Annotated in this window: 18 protein-coding genes; 1 reads left to right on the plus strand and 17 read right to left on the minus strand. The window is 71.2% G+C overall.

Going from position 1 to position 20,744, the window contains the following annotated elements; all coding sequences use genetic code 11:
* Positions 1–71: 71 nt before the first annotated feature.
* From I4I82_RS01905 to I4I82_RS01965, 13 genes are all read right to left on the minus strand, one after another.
* Positions 72–293, minus strand: a complete 222-nt coding sequence (locus I4I82_RS01905) for a hypothetical protein (RefSeq protein ID WP_218589321.1) — start codon at positions 291–293, stop codon at positions 72–74.
* Positions 290–1,678, minus strand: coding sequence for a peptidyl-prolyl cis-trans isomerase (locus I4I82_RS01910; protein WP_218589320.1), 1,389 nt, complete (start codon positions 1,676–1,678; stop codon positions 290–292). The genes I4I82_RS01905 and I4I82_RS01910 overlap by 4 nt, the downstream gene beginning before the upstream one ends.
* Entirely contained in the window at positions 1,678–3,927 is a 2,250-nt protein-coding gene (locus tag I4I82_RS01915) for an MMPL family transporter (protein ID WP_226369824.1), read from the minus strand. Before I4I82_RS01915 ends, I4I82_RS01910 begins: the two co-directional genes overlap by 1 nt.
* Positions 3,928–4,125: 198 nt before the next feature.
* Positions 4,126–5,436 (minus strand): MlaD family protein, encoded by a 1,311-nt coding sequence (locus I4I82_RS01920; RefSeq protein ID WP_218589319.1) that lies wholly within the window; start codon positions 5,434–5,436, stop codon positions 4,126–4,128.
* A gap of 9 nt (positions 5,437–5,445) precedes the next feature.
* Entirely contained in the window at positions 5,446–6,708 is a 1,263-nt protein-coding gene (locus tag I4I82_RS01925; protein WP_218589318.1) for an MlaD family protein, read from the minus strand.
* The gene (locus tag I4I82_RS01930; RefSeq protein ID WP_218589317.1) at positions 6,705–8,018 is read right to left on the minus strand and encodes an MlaD family protein; all 1,314 of its coding nucleotides are present in this window, start codon (positions 8,016–8,018) and stop codon (positions 6,705–6,707) included. Before I4I82_RS01930 ends, I4I82_RS01925 begins: the two co-directional genes overlap by 4 nt.
* On the minus strand, positions 8,018–9,316 hold the full coding sequence (locus I4I82_RS01935; protein ID WP_218589316.1) for an MlaD family protein: 1,299 nt from the start codon (positions 9,314–9,316) through the stop codon (positions 8,018–8,020). The genes I4I82_RS01930 and I4I82_RS01935 overlap by 1 nt, the downstream gene beginning before the upstream one ends.
* A complete protein-coding gene (locus I4I82_RS01940) occupies positions 9,313–10,683 on the minus strand; it encodes an MlaD family protein (protein ID WP_218589315.1) in 1,371 nt (456 codons plus the stop codon). The genes I4I82_RS01935 and I4I82_RS01940 overlap by 4 nt, the downstream gene beginning before the upstream one ends.
* Complete coding sequence (locus I4I82_RS01945) at positions 10,680–11,912, minus strand: MlaD family protein (RefSeq protein ID WP_226369825.1); 1,233 nt, start codon at positions 11,910–11,912, stop codon at positions 10,680–10,682. Before I4I82_RS01945 ends, I4I82_RS01940 begins: the two co-directional genes overlap by 4 nt.
* Position 11,913: 1 nt before the next feature.
* Positions 11,914–12,753: an ABC transporter ATP-binding protein gene (locus tag I4I82_RS01950; protein ID WP_218589314.1), complete on the minus strand. Its 840-nt coding sequence runs from the start codon at positions 12,751–12,753 to the stop codon at positions 11,914–11,916.
* 44 nt (positions 12,754–12,797) lie between these two features.
* On the minus strand, positions 12,798–13,661 hold the full coding sequence (locus tag I4I82_RS01955) for an ABC transporter permease (RefSeq protein WP_218589313.1): 864 nt from the start codon (positions 13,659–13,661) through the stop codon (positions 12,798–12,800).
* Between the two features lie 13 nt (positions 13,662–13,674).
* A complete protein-coding gene (locus I4I82_RS01960) occupies positions 13,675–14,469 on the minus strand; it encodes an MlaE family ABC transporter permease (RefSeq protein WP_226369826.1) in 795 nt (264 codons plus the stop codon).
* Between the two features lie 273 nt (positions 14,470–14,742).
* Positions 14,743–15,909 carry a sensor histidine kinase gene (locus I4I82_RS01965; protein WP_218595010.1) on the minus strand — a complete coding sequence of 389 codons (1,167 nt, stop codon included), beginning with the start codon at positions 15,907–15,909 and terminating at the stop codon, positions 14,743–14,745.
* Between the two features lie 106 nt (positions 15,910–16,015).
* Here I4I82_RS01965 and I4I82_RS01970 point away from each other — a divergent pair, with 106 nt between their 5' ends.
* Positions 16,016–16,429 carry a hypothetical protein gene (locus I4I82_RS01970; RefSeq protein ID WP_218589311.1) on the plus strand — a complete coding sequence of 138 codons (414 nt, stop codon included), beginning with the start codon at positions 16,016–16,018 and terminating at the stop codon, positions 16,427–16,429.
* Between the two features lie 92 nt (positions 16,430–16,521).
* Here I4I82_RS01970 and I4I82_RS01975 read toward each other — a convergent pair whose 3' ends face one another.
* The 4 genes from I4I82_RS01975 to I4I82_RS01990 all read right to left on the minus strand — a co-directional run bounded on the left by I4I82_RS01975 (position 16,522) and on the right by I4I82_RS01990 (position 20,740).
* Positions 16,522–18,153, minus strand: coding sequence for a long-chain fatty acid--CoA ligase (locus I4I82_RS01975; RefSeq protein ID WP_218589310.1), 1,632 nt, complete (start codon positions 18,151–18,153; stop codon positions 16,522–16,524).
* 33 nt (positions 18,154–18,186) lie between these two features.
* Entirely contained in the window at positions 18,187–18,597 is a 411-nt protein-coding gene (locus I4I82_RS01980) for an SCP2 sterol-binding domain-containing protein (RefSeq protein WP_218589309.1), read from the minus strand.
* Between the two features lie 52 nt (positions 18,598–18,649).
* Positions 18,650–20,149 carry an aldehyde dehydrogenase family protein gene (locus I4I82_RS01985; protein ID WP_218589308.1) on the minus strand — a complete coding sequence of 500 codons (1,500 nt, stop codon included), beginning with the start codon at positions 20,147–20,149 and terminating at the stop codon, positions 18,650–18,652.
* A 138-nt stretch (positions 20,150–20,287) separates the two neighbouring features.
* Positions 20,288–20,740, minus strand: coding sequence for a universal stress protein (locus I4I82_RS01990; protein ID WP_218589307.1), 453 nt, complete (start codon positions 20,738–20,740; stop codon positions 20,288–20,290).
* Positions 20,741–20,744 lie beyond the last annotated feature (4 nt).

Here is a 20,744-nt window from a genome sequence, read left to right on the forward strand (position 1 = left end):
CCCTCGTGCCGTCCCAACGGCCGCGGAGACGGCTCGGAGGGATGTTCGCCCCCGCGTCGTGCACGGTTCGCTCACGGCAGGGTGGAGACGACGCCGACGGAGATCAGGAGCACCCCCGCGACCTGACAGGCCAGCGCGCCACGGCGGTACACGACCACCTTCCGCCGGCGGTCCTCGGTGCTCAAGGTCGCCGGCAGCAGACTCGCGGCGTTGCGGCGTCCCCACACCCCGACCAGGATCACGGCGGCCCCCAGCACCACCGACCCCACCAGGTTGACGACCACGGCGCTCACCGTGGCGGCTCCGGGCCCACGGCGGGAGCCGGCGACCCGAACGACGGCGGAGCGTCCGGATCGGCCGGGCGGAAGTCGTCGGCGTAGACCACGTCGGACTCCCGCACCTGCTGGGCGATCCAGTCCTGCCAGATCGCGAGGCTGCGCTCGACCTCCAGGGCCTGCCGCAGGCCGTCGGCGACCTGGTCGAAGGAGGCGGGGACGAAGGGTGCCACCGCATCCACCCGCCCGACGTTCCACCCGAACTGACCCTGGACCGGCCCGTACAGCTCGCCGGGCGCCACCGCGAACGCCGCGTCGCCCACGGGACCCTCCAGCTCGTCGCGCGCGAGGTCGCCCAGCAGCCCGCCGGTGCCACGGGTGCTCTCGTCCCGGCTGCGGTCGGCGGCGACCTGCTCGAAGGCGACACCACCCCGGATCTCGTCGAAGGCGGCCCGGGCCTGTTCCTCGGTCTCCACGACGATGTTGCGCAGCGTCCGCCGTTCGGGGGTGCCGAGCGTGCCCTGTCGCTCGGTGTAGGCGGCGCGCAACTCCTCGTCGGTGACCGTGACGGGGCCGACGACGTCCTGCATCAGCAGCCCGACCGTCATCTGCCGCCGGATCTCCTCGAGAACCGACTCCTCCGAGGTACCGACGTTGCCCAGCGCCCGCACGAACGCGTCGCGGCCGCCGGGGCCGAACTGCTCCTCGATGTAGCGGTCGCGGGTGTCGGTGACCTGCTTGTCGGCGACGACCACCCCACGTTCGACGGCCTCGCGGTCGAGTATGTCGCTGAGCACGACCGACTTGGCCACGTCACGCCGGAAACCGTCCGCGGCAGCGGGGTCCTCGGGGGCCTGAACCCCGTAGAGCGCCTGGAGCGCCACGATGCGCTCGTCGAGCTCCGCGACCGTGACGATGCGGCCGTCCAGCCGGTAGGCGGCATCGGCGGGCAGCGCCGAGGCCTGCCACCACACGGCGCCCGCCCCGACGGCCACGAGAACCAGGACCACGGCAGCAGCGACGGCCCGGCCGACCCACGTGGTGGGCAGCCGGAGCCCGCGGCGACGCGGTCCGGTGCCCGTGCGGGCCGCGGACTCCGGGTCCTCCGTGGACTCCGGGTCCTCCTCCGCCTCCCCCGCGGCCGCGCTCCCGGTCCCGGCGGGCAGCTCGGCGCCATCGGGGCCGCCGGGGTCGGGGGCAAGATCACCACCGTCTGCGGAACCGCCCGGCGCCGACGCGGCGCCGTCGTCGCCCGCCGGTGCCGGCCCACCCCCGCCCGCCACCGCGGGCGGGTCCGACGGGCGGGGCGCCGCGGCAGACGGTGGTCCGGGCGAGGTGTCCGCATCCGGTGCCCGAACCCCGATGGCGTCGACGTCGACGTCTTCCGTGCCCTGCTGGCTCATCACTGCACTCCCACGAGACGGTGGTCACGGTCCACCGTGTCCAACGGCCGGGCAGGCCCCGAGGTTCGGGCCAGCCACACGACGAACACCGCCGAACCCATCGCGACACCCACGGACACCGCGAGGAGCAACCCGAACTGGGCCACCACCGACAGCTGGGAGAACATCAGGACGGCGTATCCGGTGGCCGACGCGGCGGCCGCGAGCAGCACGGCGCGGTGCAGCGACCGGTCGCCGCGCCGCGCCGCCTCCGCGGCCAGCACCGTGAACTCGCAGCCGACGGCCGCGGTGAGTGACCCGATCGCGATCGTGACCGGTGTCAACCCGATCCCGGCGACCCAGACCGCCGCCAGGCCCCAGCCGGTCGCCAGCGCGGCCGCGACCACGGCGAGCGCGGCGTCGGAGCGCTTCCGCAGACCGAGCGCGAGGACCAGCCCGGCGACGACGATGCCCAGGACGTTGGCCAGGTACCGGTCCGCGGAGATCGTCTCGTAGGACCCCACGGCCACCATCGGCAGGCCGGTCAGCTCGACCTGCATGCCCGCGGGAGGGGGCGGGAGCACCGAACGCACGGACTCCCGCAGATCCAGCAGCTGCTCCGCGTCGTCGAGCCGGGTTCCGAACGTGAGAACCGCGAGCGACCGGTCGGAGTTGATCACACTGCCGGTCAGGTAGCGGGGCAGCAGGCGCAGCGCCGAGGTGAGCTGGCCGTCGGTCGGCGTCTCGCCGAGGAAGCCCAGCAGGCCGGGCGGCGAGATGATCGGCCGCAGCCGGTCCCCCTCGGCGGTGATCACCGCCTCCTCCGTGGCACGCATCCACTCCAGCGCCTCCGGCGTCGCCGCGCCCCCGCCGGACAGCGCGATCGTGAACTCACCGCTCGAGCCCAGCACGTCCTCGACGTGCTCGGCGTCGTCGATCACGGACAGGCCGCCGGCGAACCCCTGCAGGTCGGCCCGCAGTGGCAGGTCGGCGAGCGCGAACCAGCCCGCCCCGGCGAGCACCACGGCCGCGGCTCCGGCGGTGATCCGGGTGCGCGTCGAACCCGTCGGCGCCGGCGTGCGCACGGCTACCGGTTCCGGTTCCCGCACCGTCGCGGCGGGAGCGTCCCGCCGCCAGGTCACCGTCACCCCGGTGAGCACGGCGACGGCGATACCCACGGCGAGGGTGAGCCCGAGGTCACGCACGGTCGGGATCGGGCTCACCGTCAGGGCGCCGAAGCTCGCGGCGGTCGCCGCGCCGACGACCAGCACCAGTCTCCGCGACGCACCGGTGGCGAGGTAGGTGGTGAAGTCGCTGCCGACGCCGATCAGGACCGGGAGGAAGGCGATGACCCCCAGGGACAGCGGACGGCCCGCCCAGCCGAAGATCCCCAGGGTGATCACCGTGCCCACCGCTGTGGCCACCAGCGGCAGCACCCGGTGCCGCCGGTCGGCCCAGCGTACGGCGAGGAACCAGGCCCCGACCGCCAGCAGGGCGATGCCCCCGAGCAACGGGACCTCGGTGCGGACCCGGTCGCCCAGTGCGGCCGCGACGGCCGGAACCCCGGACACCGTGACGCGCTCGGCGTCCAGCCCCGCCGCCTCGACCGCGCCCCGGACGTCGACGACCAGTCGTTCCACGCCGGCCTGGTCCAGATCCTGACGGGGCCGGACGAGAACCGCGACGGCCGACGCCTCCGGCACCACGAATCTCCACTGCGGGCGCGGCTCGCCACCGTCGCCGAAGATCACCGAGCTGACGAACTCGTCGTTGCGCAGCGTGGGCAGCCCACCCGGAAGCCCCTGCACGACGAGGGCCCCGTAGCGCTGGTCGAACTCGGCCACGGCGGCCGCCGCGGCATCCTGGGCCGCAGCCTCGGACCCGCCCTCGGCGGCGACCCGCTCGGCCGCGGCGGCACGCACTCCGTCGCGGTAGCCCGACAGTTCGGCGAGAAGCTCCTGCGCCCGCCCGGCCACCTGGTTGAGCACCGTCGCGGGTCCGTAGACCGCGGCCACGTCCGGGGTCCGGGCCAGCTGCCCCTCCAGCCTCAGCAGGGCGGGCAACGCGTCGGCGGAGAGCAGCTGCCGCGGCTGCGCCGACTCCAGCAGCACCACGACGGGGTCACCGCCGAACGACGACCCGACCTCGGCGAGCGCGACGGCGGCGGGGTCGTCGGGCACGACGACGGAGTTCACGCCGGTGTCGACCCGGAGTCTCAGCAGGCCCGTCAGCACCGCGCCGACCAGGCCGGCCACGAGGAGCCCGGCCACCCATCGGCGCCATCCGTGCCGCACCACCCACCGGGGGAACGACCGCGGCGACGCGACACGGCCGGGAGGGCCGTCCCCGGATTCCTGCTCGCCTGGACCCGTCACCCTGCCGGCCTCGTCACCGTCATCGCACCATCATCCTCATCGCGCCGTGGCGGTGACCCGGGGGCCCGGGTCACCGCCGGTGGGACCGTCCCCTCAGTTCTCGGGGACCGGATCCCGCTCGACCCGTGGGTACTCGCCGTCGAAGGATCGGCGCGGATCGGAGTTGGCGTCCGCCTCCGGGTACGGGTTGTACTTCTCCAGCGGGCCGAACTGGGTGTGCAGCGGCTGGTTCACCGACTTCTCGTTGACGACGACGAAGGCGCGCAGCGCGGTCCCGTTCCCGTCGGCCGACACCCCGAGGGTCTGGGACAGGCCCGCGAACCACAGCGCCGTGTCCTTGCCGTAGGGCCGCAGGTAGGCCAGCGCCGGGTTCAGGTCCGACAGGTTGACCTGCAACGTCGGGATGAGGTCCCGGGTCACGTCGGTGAAGCCGCCCACCCGCGTCAGGGTGTCCGGCGCCCGTTCGAGGGTGGTGTCGAGCGAGGGCAGCAGGCCCCGCAGGTCCGCCGAGGTTTCCGGCAGCTCGCGCAGCGCGGCGGACAGGTCGGGCGCGGCGGCCTCCAGGTTCGCCGCCACCGGGGCGAGCGAGCCGGCGAGCGTCTTCAAGCTGCCGCTGGCGTTCTGCGCGGTGTCGAGGACACCCGGCAGCTCACGCAGCACGGCCTCGAGATCGGTCCGGTTGTCGGTGACCACTTGGGTGATCCGGTCGGCGTCGCGGACGAGGTCGGTGATCCGACCCTGGCCGGTGTCGAGCGCCCGCAACAGGGCGGTCGTGTTGCCGGTGACCTCCACGAGGTCCTCGGACTGGGCGGCCAGCGCGTCGAGGGCGCTGCCGCCCTCGCGACCCAGCGCGCCGAGCCCGGAAACGGCGGCCGCGATGTCCTCGCGGGACCCGTCGGTGACCAGCGCCGCGGATCGGATGGTGCGGCCCAGCGCGTCCCGGGTGGGCTGGTCGAGGCTGGTCAGCACGTCGTCGAGCTGGACGCTCGACCGGCCGGCGCTGCGCGGCAGGATCGCTTCGGTCGGGATCTCCGCGCCGGTGCCGTCGTCGATGTCGGCGTAGGTCTCCTCCACCAGTGTCTTGTTGCGGACCGTCACCGTGACGCCCTCGTGCAGCGGCGCGGCGTCCTCGTCGAGGTCCAGGGTGACGACCGCGGAACCCTCCTCCACGTCCACGGCCTGCACCCGGCCTATCACGACACCGGCCTGCCGCACGTCGGACTGCGGCACCAGGTTGTCCACGTCGTCCATCGCCAGCGTCACGCGATAGCCGGCCTGCGAGATGAGTGGGATGGTGCCACCGGAGTTCAGCCAGAGGAATCCGAAGATGCCTGCGGAGAGGCCGACGAACGCCAGGACCACGAGAGTCCGCAGGATCGGCACCAGGAACAGTGGGATGCGCATGTCCGGCACCTATCGAGGGGTCGGGGTCGCGAGACCCTGGAGCGGGAGCGGGAGCGTGGTCGGCGACACCTGGAGCAGGCCGCGCAGGATGCCGCGGTTGGCGTCGCGCAGGCTGACCACGGAGTTCGTGTTGTAGACGAACGCCTGCAGGTCGGTCAGGTAGGGGACGAGGCCCGCGGTGACCGGTTCGAGCCGCTCGGAGATCGGCACCAGGTCGTCGAGGCTGGCGTTCAGGTCGCCGACCACAGGCCGCAGGTCTCCGACCACCGGGCGCGCCGCGGCGATCACCGGGGTGAGCGTGTCCAGGGTCGTGTCCAGCCGCTCGACGGAGTCGTTGGTGCGGGAGAGCGCCTCCGGCAGCACGTCGGTGGCCTCCCTGAGGTTGACCAGCGCGGGATCGAGCTCGCCGGCCAGTTCCGTGACCCCCTGCGTCGCCGCACGCAGCTGCGCGTCGAGGTCCGGCAGCTGGGCGAGTGCGTCGTCCAGCGGCTGGCTCTGCCCGGCAACGGTGGTCAGGGTCGTCTGCAGGCTGGCGGCCAGCCGCGAGATCCGCTCGTCGTCGCGGCCCAGCGCCGAGGAGATCTGGCTCAGCGCGGTCACCAGCCGGGCGATCTTGTCCCGCCGCACGTCCAGCTCGGCCACGACCGGCTGCAAGTCGGTGAGCACCGCGTCCGCGCCCCGCAGCCCATCGGGCAGCGTCGCGGGCGCGTTGGCCAGCGCCGTGTCGGACTCCGACAGCAGGCTGGTCAGGGCGTAGCGGGCGTTGTCGTCGAGGTAGCCGGTCACCTCGTCGATCTGGATGGGCTCCGAGGACTGCCCCACGGGCAGCACCGCACCGTCCTCCAGTGGGGTGCCGGGGGGGCCACCCGGGCTGACCTCGACGTACATCTCGTTGAGCGGGCTCTTCGGCCGCAGCACGACCCGGGCGTTGTCGTAGACCGGGTACTCGGCCGCCACCGCGAGGGTGAGCACCGCGTCGCCCTCGTCGGAGACCCGCGCCTCGCGGATGTCGCCGACCGCCACGCCGGCGATCCGCACCTCCTGCCCGTTGCCAGGACTGATCGCCGGGGTGGCTTCGAACGTGGCCTCGAAGATCAGGACGTTCTCCCACGGCGGGTTGAACCGTTGCTGGCTCAGGATGTAGCCGCCCACGCCGAGGCCGAGCACGATCAGCGCGGCCATGACCACGACGTTGCGGAACAGGCCCGGTTCGCTGCGGGCATGGGCCCACATGCGGGGCAGCCAACCCTGTGAGTGGCGCGTGGCGCTCATCGCTGGATCTCCTGGAACTGGGCGAGGTTGGCGAACAGCTGCTCGACGCTGACCCCGGGCAGACCCGCGATGCTGCCGCCGTTGACGCCCGGGTTGAACCCGATGACCGCACCGTTCTCGTCGGTGAGGGCCGAGGCGCTGTCGAGGTTGGTCACCATGTAGGCCAGCTCGGTGTAGAAGGGGTTGTCACCGCCGCCGCCCTCGTAGGGGCCGGTCCCGTCGAACCCGGAGTTGATGGTGTCCAGCACCGGGCCGTTCACCCGGTCGAGCACGGGGCCCTCCAGGTTGTCCAGCACGGTGGTGAGGTCCTGGGTGGCCGGGACGAGGTCCTCGACCAGCGGGCGGGCGTCGACGAGCAGGCCGCGCAGGTCGGCGATGACCGGTCGGGCCTCCTCCAGGACGGGCTCGGCCGTGTCGAGCAGCTCGTCGAGCTCCTCGACGACCGGCAGCGCCGGACCCGCGGTGTCCCGCAGTTCGGCCAGTGTCCCGTCGAGGTCGCGCAGGCCGGTGTTCGCGATGCGCAGGGTCTCCGGGCTGTTGCGCAGGGACGCAGCGATGTCACCGCCGCGCCGGTCGAGCACGCCGGAGAGCACATCGAGTCCGGTGACGACCTCGTCGAGCTGTCCGTTGTTCTCCGACAGCGCGCGCGACGCGGACTCCAGTCCCTGGACCAGCTCGGTCAGATCGACCTCCGGCCGGGTGCCACGCGCGGCCTGCAGCACACCGCCGGCCGGACCGAGGGTGCCGGGGGCTGTCCGAGCGAGATCCTGCAGGGCCTCGGACCCACCTCGGGACAGGGTGTCGTCGAGGTAGCCGGTGCTGCGCTGCAGCCCGAGGAGGGCGTCCGGCTGCAGCGCTGCCGCGACCCGGTCCAGTTCGACCGGCACCGAGGTGCGGTCGACCGGGATGTCCCCCTGCAGTTCGCTCCGGTCGCCGCCGGGTTCGAGCTCCAGGTAGTAGCTTCCGCCGAGCAGGGTCGTGGCGCGGATCTGCGCGCTCGGGGTGGAGCCGAGCTTGTCCTTCTCACCCGGGTCGAGCTTGATCTCGATCAGGGCGGAGCCGTCATCCGCGCGCTCGACGCCGGTGACGATGCCGACCGGGACACCGGCGATCTTGACCGGCGTCTGGTAGGCGCGCATCCGGTAGTCCTGGCTGAAGTTCGCCCTGATCGTGTCCCCGGGGCTGAGCCAGGTGAGGATCTGCGCCTTGCTGAACAGCGCCACACCCAGCAGCAGCAGGACGATCGTGACCAGGATGCCGATGCCGACCGGTGACAGCGGCGTGCGGCGACGGAACGTGGTGGTGGCCATCAGTTGCGCCCCCCAAGCAGCGGGAGCGCCTGGCGGTCGGTCTCGAGCTCGCCGGGCTCCGGGTCACCGTTGCGGGCGACCGTCGGGTCCTCGACCGGCAGCACTCCGGACGCCGTTTCCGCCGAGACGATCGGGAAGAAGCGCAGCCAGTGTCCCGCCGCGTCACCGTTGCTGAGAGCACTCGTCCCGTTGGTGAAGAAGTGCGAGATCTCCGGGGAGAACGGCGCGACGTCGGCCAGCAGCGGGGCGGCCTCCCGCAGCGTCTGCACGAGCCTGGGGGTCAGCGGCCGCGCGTCGGTCATCAGCGCGGTCAGGTCCACCACGGCGGGCTCGGCCACGTCGGCGACGCCCGGCACCCGGTCGAGCGGCCCCACGCCTTCGCGCAGCACGCCCCGGACGTCCGGGGTGGCCCGCCCGAGCGCCTCGGCGCCCGGGCGCAGCTCGGTGACCGCCACCCGCGTGTCCGCGAGCGGGCCGTTGAGAGTGTCCAGCGCGGAGCGCACGTCCCGTAGGGTGCCCGGGGCCCGCTCGAGGGTCTGCTCGAACGGCTGGGTGTCGTCCACCGCCACCGCGTCGAGGGTGCTGCTGAGATTCGTCATGAGGGAGGCGATCTCCTGTTCCCGGCCCTCGAAGCGGCCGGCGAGGGTGTCGGCCGACTGCAGCAGGCCGACCAGGTCGGCGCCGTCACCGGCGCTCAGGGACCGGGACACCGTGCCCAGGTCGGGAAGCAGTTCCGGAGAGGTCCGGAACGCGTCCGCCAGGTCCTCGGACCGGCCGGCGAGCCCGCCGCCGAGCTCACGCAGCGTGGAGCCCAGTGCGGTGCGGGTCGGCTGGTCGAACACGTTGAACAGGTCGCTGACCTCCTGCGCGCCGCGGGTGACCCGCTTCTGGATGACCTCGTCCTCGCCGAGCAGGCCGGCGTCCTGGCTGCCGGGGTCGAGGTCGACGAACTTCTGGCCCAGCGCCGAGCGGGCGCCGACCGACGCCGTCGCCGCGCTGGAGTTGCGGTAGATCGGGCGGTCCCCGTCCAGCTTCAGCACGGCGACCGCGCCCTGTGCCTCGGAGTACTCGATGGCGTCGACGGTGCCGACGCGGGCGCTGGCGATCCGGACGTCGTCACCACGGCGCAGTGCGCCGACGTCGTCGAAGGAGGCCCGGACCATCGTCACGGTCGCACCCGGGATCCCGTACTGCGCCTGGAAGGCGAACACCACGGAGGCGACGAACAGGACCACGACCGTGATCCCGATGAACAGGGCCGAGGTACGGGAGTTGAAGGCCTTCTGGAGGTGCCTCACGAGCCGCCTCCCAGCAGCGAACCGAGCATGCCGCTCTCCTGTTCGGGGGTCAGTCCGGTCGCACCGTCGTCGTCGGGGCCGGGCGCCTGCAGCAACGACCCGCCGGCCGGTGGACTGATGGGTGTGCCGGGGACGTCGCTGCCGGGCTGCTCACCACCGGTCGGCGGCGGGGTGCCGAACAGCGGGGGGACGGGCACGGCCTGGGGCAGGAAGTTCGTCGCCGAGTCCTGGTTGACGATGATGTGCGCCCGGAAGTAGTGCGACACCCCGTCGTAGCCGTTGGTGGTCAGCGCCCAGTAGCGGACGAAGTTCAGCACGTTGTCGAGATTCGCGGAGAGGTCCTCGACGAGCGGCCGCGCGTTGGCCGACGCGGTGCGCAGGTCGGGCGAGGCCGTGCGCAGGTCGGCCGCCACCGGCTGCGCCTCCTCCAGGAGCTTGCGCGCCTCCTGCAGCACCGGCTCGGCTTGGGCCAGGGCCGGGTCGAGCGAGTCGGCGAACGTCCGCAGCTCGCCGGAGATCTCCGAGAGGTCCTCGGTGACCGGCCGCAGCGAGCGCAGCGTCGGGGTCGTCTCCTCCGCGGTGCCCGCGAGCTCGCCGAGTGTGGTCCGCGCGGAACGCAGCGCACCGGGCAGCTCGGCCAGGGTCTGGTCGAGTGCCTCCTGCTGGCGGCTGCTCGCCGCCAGCAGCCGGTCGGCGGACGCCACCAGCCGGTCGAGCGACGCGCCACCGTCGGTGGCCAGCGCGCCGGCCACCGGCTCGACCCGGTCGACCAGCGACCCGAGCAGGACGTTCTGGTCCTCTAGGACGGCCGTCAGGCCCTCCGTGTCGCGCAGCGCCGGGGCCAACGCCTTCAGCGCGGCGTCGACGTTGCCGCCGTTGTCGCGCAGGCCGTCGCCGAGCGTGGTGACGAGGAACGCCAGGGACTCGCCGGTCGGCTCGTCGATGGTGTTGAGGATCTCGTCGAGGTCCACGTTGGTCCCGGTCCGGTCCCGCGGGATGGTGCCACCCGTGGCCATCTCGGCCGTGCCGGGCGTGCCGCGTTCGATGTCCACGTAGCGCTCGCCGAGGAGGCTGATGGGCCGGATGGTGGCCGTCGCATCCCGGTAGAGGGGCAGTGCCGAGGGATCGAGGTCGAGGAGGACGTCGGCGTGGTCGCCGTCGACGACGATGTCGCCCACCTCGCCGACGACGACACCGTCGACCTTGACCTCGTTGCGCGTGAGCAGCGGACCGGCCGAGTCGAACTCGGCCACCACGATCATGCCCTGCGCCGACGGATTCTCCGCAGCCATGCCGCTCATCGCACCGGTGGCCCCGATCGCGGCGACCAGTCCCACCACGAGCGCGCGGGGCGTCGAGAGCTTCATCGCATTCCCTCTCCGAAGGCGTCCGTCCAGGGCTGGCCGACCAGCTCACCGGGCAGCGGGGCCAGGTTCTTCGTCGTACCCGGCGGCAGGACGCCCGGATTCACGTTGACGTTCTCCGCACCTGCGGTGACGTAGATGCGGGCGTAGTGACCGTTGCGGTCGAAGTTGGCGTTCGCCGAGTTCCAGTTGGTCAGGAACCCCGCCAGCTCGGGCGTGTACGGCCGCAGGAAGGCCAGAGCCGGCGTGATGCCGGCGACGGTCTGCTCGATGTCGGGAACGGTCGCCGTGCCGCTGTCGAGCAGCCCGGGGGTGAACTGCAGCAGCTCCGACGCGGAGTCGAGGGTGGGCCGCAGGTCGGCGATGGCCGGGCGGAGATCGCTGAGCAGCGGGCGCAGGTCTGCGGCGACGCCGGGCAGCCGCGCGGTCGCCGGCTCGAGCGCCTCGAGCAGCGGGGTCACCTCCTCGACCGTGCCGGGCACGCTGTCGAGCGTGGTGCGGGCCTGGCGGAGCGTGGGCGGCAGCTCCTGGAGGGTGCCGCCGAGTGCCTCGCGCTGCGCGACGATCTGGTCGACCGCGCCGCCGAGCTGGTCGACGACGCGGGACACGTCGCCGTCGCGGCGGGCCAGGATCGCCATCGTCTCGTTGAGCCGGGTGACCAGCTGGCGCACCGCCTCGCCGTCGGTGCCGAGGCCGCGCAGCACGTCACCCAGTGCGCCGATCGCCGGGCCCGCGGTCCGCAGCGTGGCGTTCAGGTCGGCTTCGCTGTCCGTCAACGTGTCGTCCAGGTTGCGGGTCAACGAGTTGAGCCTTTCCCGCGTCGGCGGGTCGAGCGCGGCCAGCACGGTGTCGAGCTCGACCGGGGCAGGCTGCTCCCCCGTCAGCATCCCGCCGGACGGGATCTCCGCGTTGCCGGCGGGCCCGTCCGTCAGGTTGACGAGCCGCTCGCCGAGCAGGGCCTTCCAGACCACGTTCACGGTGGCGCCGTCGTGCAGGGGGGCGTATTCTCGGTCCAGGACCAGCGACAGCCGAGCTCGGCCGTCCACCACATCCAGCTCTTCGATTCGGCCGGCGTCGAAGCCGTTGACCTTGACCAGGCTGCCCTGGATGAGGTTGGCCGCGTTGTCGAGGACGACCGTGACCCGGTACGGGCCGTTGAACGACAGGACTCCGGCTGCGGTGGTGGCCATGACGAGAACTGCGACCACCACGGCGGTGAGGATGCGCTGCACGTCAGTCCATCCCCAGGGGTCCGGCGGACTCGCCCGCGAGGAACTGCCGGACGAACGGGTCCTCGGAGGCGAAGGCGCCCGCTGCGTCGCCGTAGTGCACCACGTTCCCCTGCCAGATCAGGCCGACGTAGTCGCTGACCTTCTTGGCCGACCTGATGTCGTGGGTCACGATCATGTAACAACCGCCGTGCTCCGCGTGGATCTTGAGGATCAGGTCGCAGAGCAGGCTGGTACGCACCGGGTCGAGGCCGGAGTCCGGCTCGTCGAAGAGCACGATGTCGGGGTTCATCACCAGTGCGCGGGCGAACCCGGCGCGCTTGCGCATGCCACCCGAGACCTCGCTGGGGAACTTCCCGACGGCGGCCTCCAGGCCCACCTCCACGAGGTTCGACATGACGATCTCGCGGATGTCGCCCTCGGACATGTCGGTGTGCTTGCGCAGCGGGAAGGCCGTGTTGTCGTACATGTTCATCGAGCCGAACAGGGCGCCGTCCTGGAACAGCACCCCGAAGCGCTTGCGCAGCTCGTAGCGTTCACGTTCGGTGATGCGCCACATGTCCTGGCCGAAGATCACCACCTCGCCCTGGTCGGGTTCGAGGAGCCCGACCAGGTGCTTGATGAGGACGCTCTTGCCGGTACCGGACGGCCCGAGGATCGTCGTGATCGCGTCGTCGTGGAACTCCAGGTCCAGTCCCCTGAGGATCTTGAACGACCCGAAGGCCTTGTGCAGGTTGCGCACCGACATGGGAGACGGTCCGGTGTCACCGCCGGCGTCCTGCCCGCGTAGGCCATGGCGACCTGCGTGAGGGTGGACACCGACTGGTTCGGCTCGCGGGGACATCGGAGACCTCCGGGGGTGGGGCGGCGTCGCCCCGACGTGGTGGACTAGTTGGCGATCGGTGCGTTGGCGGACAGGCCCCAGAACAGCTGGGTGCCGAGGACGCCGACCACGTGGATCAGAACCATGTTGAGCATCATCGACTTCGCGGTGTTTCGTCCCACGCCGACCGGGCCACCGCTGGCGTTGTAGCCGTAGTAGCAGCCGACGAAGATGATGACGGTGCCCATCGCCATGACTTTCGAGAGCGAGTAGACGAAGTCGAGCGGGTTCTGGTAAAGCCAGAAGATGAAGGAGTAGCCGCCTGCCGAGACCCCGCCCAGCTGGATGACGACGGTCAGGTACTCGGCGATGTACATGATGCCGAGGCCGACGACGTAGAGGAACGGCATCGCGATCCAGGTGGCGATGATGCGGGTGCCCACGAGGTAGCTCCGCGAGCGGACCCCCATGACCTCCATGGCGTCGATCTCGTCGGAGATACGCATCGAGCCGAGCTCGGCGACCAGCCCGCAACCGACCTTCGCCGCCAGGATGTAGCCCCACATGTAGGGGCCCATCTCGCGGATCGCGCACCAGGCGGAGAAGATGCCCGAGTAGAGCGGTGCGCCGATCTGCTTGAGGGTGTAGTTCGCCTCCAGGCCGCACTGGTAGCCGATGACGAACATCATCAACCAGATGATCAGACCGCTGGAGAGGATGAGGATGCCGGACTGCCGGAAGACCTCGGTCGCGTAGTGCCGGACGTCGGGCAGGTCCCGGATGATCCGGGTGGAGAACTTGGCGATCTCGCCACCGGTGGTGAAGGCCTCCTTGACCTTCTGCTCACCGAGGGTGACCTTCGGTCCGAGCTTCTTCGGAGGTCCGGGAGGCGGGCCGGCGGGACCGGGACGATCCGTCGTGCTGGTCATGTCGCGCGCTCCTCTACTTGTAGACCTGGATGTCGGGGTTCAGACCGAGCAGGATCGTCGTGAACACCATGTTGAAGATCCAGATCGCCGCGAACGCGATGACGACCGCCTGGTTGACCGCACTGCCGACGCCGATCGGGCCGCCGCTCGCCTTGAGGCCCTTGTAGCAGCAGACGACCCCGATGATCAGGCCGAACAGCGCGGTCTTGACGACACTGCCCCACACGTCGGTGGCGGAGAGGTTGGCGAAGAGGCTGTCGGCGAAGGCAGCCGGGTTGGCACCGAGGATGGGCACCGCCGCGATGTAGCCGCCGAGCAGGCCGAACAGGATGGCCACCAGGTCGAGCAGGCCGGTCATGATGAACAGCGCGACGACCCGCGGGAGGACGAGGGTCCGGATCGGGTCGACGCCGAGGACCTCCATGGCGTCGATCTCCTCGCGGATGCGCCGGGCGCCGAGGTCGGCGGTGATCGCCGTACCCACGACGCCGGCGACGACCATGGCGTTCACCCAGGGAGCGAACTCCCGGACACTCGCCATGACGAAGAACGAACCGAGCCGCTCGGGGATGCCGAAGAGGTTGAAGATGTTGCCACCCTGCAGGCCCGGCGCACCCAATCCGAAGGCGGTGGTCGACACCGCCATCGGGATCCAGCAGAGCTTCAGGATGTCGAACATCTGGTCCCGGACCTCGGACCAGTAGCCCAGCGGGTGGCGCACCGCCATCCAGAGGACCTGGAACATGAGCCGGGTCATCTCGCCGGCCTGGACCAGCGGTCCTTCAAGACCCTTGAGCGGGTTGGACACCCGAGGTAGACGTCTGGTCGAGTCCTTGGGGATCGAGACTGTCGTCGGCGAACTCACGGTCGGTTCCTTCCTGATCGATTAAAGCCGGCTCACATCGAGCGGCGCCGGGGCAGCAACCGTCGACGGTGGCAATCGTCAGACGTGCGCCATGGAATCGCCCGCGTGATGCAGCTTACGATCGTGTTATCTGGGTAACGCGCGAGGAATGGGGGGGATACGCCGACGACCGGGGGGAATGAAGTCCCCCCGATCGGGGGGTCGACGGTGGCGCAGTCAGCGTGCGGACAGGGGAACCGCAACGCCCAATCGCAGGCCGTGTAGGCGCGGCGCGTCACTCACCCAGATCCGTCCACCGACCCGCGCGCATTCCTTTGCCAGGCTCGGCAGGCCGAACGAGTTGTTCCCGTGCCCGCTCAGAACCCGCTGGACGCCGACGGCACTGCCCGACCCGTCATCGTCGATCTCGACGGTCCACCACGATCCGCCCCGGCGCAGGTGCACCGCGATCTGCGTGGCGTGCCCGTGGCGCCCGGCGTTCGCCGCGCCCTCCCGCACCGCCCGGACGAGCAGGTCGGCCGACACGGCGTCGGGCTCGGGCCCCTCGCCGGTCACGTCCAGGTCCGGGGTCGGCCCGCCACCGGCCCCGGTCCGGGCCAGCACGTTGCGGATCCTCGTCGCCACCGCCTGGTCGCCGTCCTGCGTCCCGCGGTCGTCGGGCACCCCACCAGCAGCGATCTCGACCAGAGCCACCCGCAGTTGCTGCAGAGCGGTGCCGAGACGGTCCGCCAGCCGCTCCAGACCGACGGTTGCCCGCTCGCCCAGTACCGCGCCGGCGCGAAGCTCCTCGACCTCCAGAGTGGCGGCGAACATCTGCTGGGTGACCCCGTCGTGCAATGCCGCGGCGATCCGGGACCGCTCGCGCAGCTCCTGCAGGGAGACCGATCGACGGAGCAGCAAGGCCTGCTGGAACGCCAGGGCAGCCACCTCGGACAGCTCGGTGAGCGTCGCGAGGTCGGCCGCACTCGGCCGAAGGGTGGACGTCGGACCGTGATCGCAGAACACGATCCCGAGCAGTCCGAGCCGGTCGCTGTGCAACAGCTGGACGGCGATCGGGCCGTGTACGTCGAAGAGCCGCAGACATTGGTCGGGCACCATGTCGGCCACCTCGGAAGCGGGCACCACCAGGGGCGCAGCCGAAGCAGTTAGCTTCGAGATCACCGGGTAGTCCCCCACCGGTCCGCCTGCGGCGTCGACCTTCGCCGGGTCGACGCCGAAGCCCGCGCGTCCGCGCACGAGCCCTCGGACGGGGTCGACAGCCATGATCACCGACCGTCGGAAGGAGGTCCGCTCGCACGCCGCCCGCGCCACCGCGTCGAGGACGTCGGTCGGTTCGGTCGCCGAGAGGAACAGCCGGGCGAGCTCGATCGGGTCCACGCTCACGACCGGATCGCGGGGCGCCCGCTCGACAGGCGGGTGGCGACGAGCCATCTGTTCCTCCGACCCTGGCGTCGTCCGGCTGGCGAGCGCCCACTGTAGGCTCCCTGTCGTGAGCATCACAGGAGGCAGCGCCGCGGGTCGAGGTCCGGCCCCCATCCCGGTGGACGTGGCGGCGGCCGTCAGAGCGGCGTCCACGGGTCTGTCGGTCCTGCTCCTCGGTGGCCTGATGACCCCGATCGCCCAGGCCTACCTGCCCGTGGTGGGCCAGTTCTGGCTGCTGCTGGTCTCGGTGGCCGCCTTCGCCACGGCGGGCAGCCAGGTGGGAGATGCGGAGCTCACCCACGTGCACGGAGCCTGCGCGGCGCTCGGCAGTTTCCTGCTCGTACTCCCGCTGGTCTTCTGGTACCCGCCGGCGGGGGCCGGCCTCGACTTCGCGCAGATCGTCTCCGCGGCGGGAGCAGCCCTGGTCGTCGGGGGCGTCGCGGGTTACGTGGCAGGCCGCCGCCGCGACTCGGCTCGTTGATTTCTTCAGCATCGAAAGAGTGAGTTCTGCCCCGGAAGTCGCGCTCGACTCGACTCCGGGGCAGAACTCATTCGCGATACGCCCTCGGCGGATCAGCCGGAGATATTCTCCACAGAAAGCTCACCGTCGCTGTAGCGCTTACGGAGAACCTTCTTGTCGTATTTCCCGGTTCCGGTCAGGGGCACCTCGTCAATGAAGCTCCATCGCTCCGGCAGCCACCATTTCGCGACCTTCTCGGAGAGATAGTCGTTCAGCTCGCCGGGCGTGACGGTCGCCCCGGGGCGTCGCACGACCGCGGCCAGCGGCCGTTCCTGCCACTTCTCGTCCGGTACCGCGATCACCGCCGCCGACAGGACGTCCGGGTGGCCGATCAGCTCGTTCTCCAGCTCGACCGAGGAGATCCACTCGCCGCCGGACTTGATCACGTCCTTGGCCCGGTCGGTCAGGGTGATGAACTGGGCCGGATCGATCAGCCCGACGTCGCCGGTGCGCAGCCAGCCCTCGTGGAACTTGTCCGGGTCCTCGTCCCCGTAGTAGGAGGCGGTGACCCAGGGCCCGCGGACCTGGAGCTCGCCCACCGATTTGCCGTCGTGGGGCAGTGGCGTGCCCTCGTCGTCGACGATGCGCGCCTCGACCCCGGCGACGACACGACCCTGCGTACCGCGCAGGTGCATCTCCTCCTCAGGGGTCGCGGTGGCGGGCGGGAGCGCTACGGAGGCCAGCGGGGAGGTCTCGGTCATGCCCCAGGCCTGCACGATCCGGACCCCGAGCTCGTCGAAGGCCTGCATCAGCGAGCGCGGGACCGCGGAGCCGCCGCACGCCACGAACTTCAGCGAGCTGAGGTCGTGCCCGGGGTTGTCCCGGACGTGGTTGAGGATGTCGTTCCAGATCGTCGGCACCGCCCCCGACATCGTGGGCCGCTCCGACTCGATCATCGCCACCAGCGGTGCGGCCTGCAGGAACGGGCCCGGCAGCAGCAGCTGCGCACCCGCCATCATGGCCGCGTAGGGCAGGCCCCAGGCGTTGGCGTGGAACATCGGGACGATCGCCAGGATCGTGTCGTCGTAGCCGACGCCCAGCGCGTTGGTGGTGCAGGCCGCCTGGGAGTGCAACCACATGGAGCGGTGGCTGTACACCACCCCCTTCGGGTTGCCGGTGGTGCCCGACGTGTAGCACATCGCCGCGGCGGAATTCTCGTCCACCTCGGGCCAGTCGAACACCGGGGACTGCGCCGCGAGGACCTCGTCGTAGCGCAGCACCTGCTTGCCGTGGCCCTCCAGCGGCGCGAGGTCGCCGCCGCCGGTGACCAGGACCGTGTGCACCGTCTTCATGTCGGGCAGTGCGCGGGCCAGCAGCGGGGCCAGCGAGTCGTCGACGATCAGCACGCCGTCCTCGGCGTGGTCGGCGATGTAGGACAGCTGGTGCGGGGGCAGCCTCAGGTTGAGCGTGTGCAGCACCGCCCCCATCGAGGGGATGGCCGCGTACCCGTCGAGATGCTCCTGGTTGCTCCACTGGAACGTGGCCACCCGCTGATCACCGGTGACACCGAACCCGCGCAGCGCGTTCGCCAGCCGCGCCGCCCGCTCACCGAGCTCGGCGTAGCTGGTCCGCCGGGTCGATCCCGGCGTGACGGCGGTGATCGTCTCGCGGGCACCGTGCACGGTGGACGCGTGCCGCAGCACGGATCCGACGGTGAGAGGACTGTTCTGCATCGTGCTCAGCACGGCGGCACTCCGATCTCGACGGGCACGCGGCGGTCAGGCGTTGACGAGATCGTCGCGACCGGCTTCGGTGAGCATCTTCTCGTACTCGGGGAAGAGCTCCTTGGCGGTCGGGATCAGCTTGAGCAGCTTCGGCACCGGGCCCTTGGCGCGCACCGTGCCGCGGGCCATCGCCACCGACAGGTTGACCTTGCCGAGCCAGAACCGGTTGCCGGTGTCGGCCGTCATGAACAGCTCGACGTTGGGCTCCTTGGTGCTGGCGCCGCCGGTCTCGACCTCCTTGTTCGGCATGTCGACGGTGATGGTCGCATCGGGATCGGTGTAGTGGATCCGTAGGACCACCCCCGACCCGGCGAGCTTGTCGGACAGTCCGTCCTTCTTGGTCGCCAGCTCGAAGATGCCCCCGAGGTAGGTGTAGACCTCGGACTCGTCGGTGAACACGCCCATGTGCTTTCTCCTCCTGTGGTGGAACGGTGTGCGATGCCGGTACGAGTCGGCCTCAGTCGAGGCTGACCCACACGGACTTGGTCTGGGTGAAGCCGAGCAGCGACTCCTCGCCGAGGTCGCGGCCGTAGCCGGAGGCCTTGTAGCCGCCGAACGGGGCCGCCGGGTCGAGCATGTTGTACTGGTTGATCCACACCGTGCCCGCCTGCAGCCGGTGGGCGACCCGGTGGGCCCGGGTGACGTCCGAGGTCCACAGGCCCGCGGCGAGGCCGTACTCGCTGTCGTTGGCCCGGCGGACCACCTCGGCCTCGTCGTCGAAGGGCAGCACGGTCAGGACCGGGCCGAAGATCTCCTCCCGGGATATCCGCATCTCGTCCCGGACGTCGCTGAAGATCGCGGGGGTCAGGAAGTTGCCGCTCGCGAGGTCGCCGTCGGGCCGCTGCCCACCGCACACGAGGGTGGCGCCCTCCTCGGAGCCTGACCGCAGGTAGCCCTCCACCCGCTCGCGCTGGGCGGACGAGATCAGCGGGCCCATCTCGGTCCCGTCGGCGAGACCGTGGCCGAGCTGGATCTCCCGCGCCGCGGACTCGAGCACACCGAGCAACTCGTCGTGCACGCTGCGGTGCACGAACAGCCGTGAGCCGGCGCAGCACACCTGGCCCTGGTTCAGGAAGATCCCGGTGAGCGCGCCCTGGGCGGCGCCCGGCAGATCCGCATCCGGGAACACGATGTTGGCGGACTTGCCACCCAGCTCGAGGGTGAGCTTCTTGAGGCTCGCCGCACTCGCTGTGACGATCTTCTGCCCGGTCGCGGTCGAGCCGGTGAAGGAGATCTTCGCGATGCCCCGGTGCTCGATCAGAGCTTGCCCGGCCTCGTGCCCGTAGCCGGTGACCAGGTTGACCACGCCGGGGGGGATGCCGGCCTCGTTCGCCAGCTCCACCAGCCTCAGCGCGCTGAGCGAGGTCATCTCCGAGGGCTTGAGCACCACGGTGTTGCCGGCCGCCAGCGCGGGAGCCATCTTCCAGGACGCGATGAGCAGCGGGAAGTTCCACGGCACGATCAGCCCGACGACGCCGAGCGGCTCGCGACGGGTGTAGGCGAACGAGGTGCCGACCGGCGGTGACACCGGCAACGTCTGCCCACCGATCTTGGTGCACCAGCCCGCGTAGTACCGCCACACCTCGGCGGCGATGCCCACGTCGAGGAAGATCGACTCGGTGAGCGGCTTGCCGTTGTCGAGCGTCTCGAGGGTTGCCAGCTCCTCGGCGTGAGCCTCCATCAGCGACGCGATGTCGTAGAGCGCCCGGGCCCGGCCAGCGGCGCTGAGGTCGCCCCACGGGCCCATGGCACGGGTCGCCGCGGCGACGGCGCGGTCCACATCGGCCGCGCTTCCCGCGGCGATGGACGCGAGGACCTCCCCTGTGGCCGGGTCGCAGGTGTCGATGAGGCGGCCGTCGGCGGCCGGGGCCGGCTTGCCCGCGACGATGATGCTCTCGCCCGCTCGGGAGAGGACGTCACGGACGTCGTCGATCGCCTCGGACACCGCAGAAGTCATCGTCGGGTTCTCCTCACTGCGCTGTGACCGGGACTACAACGGAACGGAGTGTGCACGAGACGGACGGTGACGTGGACGGGCGCCGCGGGCCATCAGTGGCCCGGGCGGGCCGATGTCGACGGCTCTGCCGCGGACCCGTCAGCTCGTCGTGTGCACGATGAGGACGTCTGCACCGGCGGTGCGGGCCGCGGCCGACGGGACCGATCCCAGGACGCGACCGGTGAGGGTGTTCAGACCGCGGTTCCCCACGACCAGAAGGTCTGCGCGGTGGTCGAGGACCGCCTTGCGCAGGACGTCGACGGGGGCACCGTCCACCGCCTGGGTGAAGATCTCCTCGACGCCCAGCTCCTTCGCCGCTGCTGCGGCGACGCGCAGGTTCTCCTCCGCCGGCGTGGAACCGCGAACGAGGAACGACTCGTCGCCCAGGGCCTCCTCGGCAACGTCGACGTCCTCGCGACTCGCGGGCGTGTAGGCCGACACGATCACCAGACGAGCCTGCGCGTCCCGCGCGACCTGCGCCGCGCGCTGCACCGCGCGCAGGGCGGTCGTGGAGCCGTCCGTGCCAACGACGATCGAATGATAGGCGGACATGTGT

This window comes from Pseudonocardia oceani, from assembly GCF_019263585.2.
Lineage (GTDB): Bacteria > Actinomycetota > Actinomycetes > Mycobacteriales > Pseudonocardiaceae > Pseudonocardia > Pseudonocardia oceani.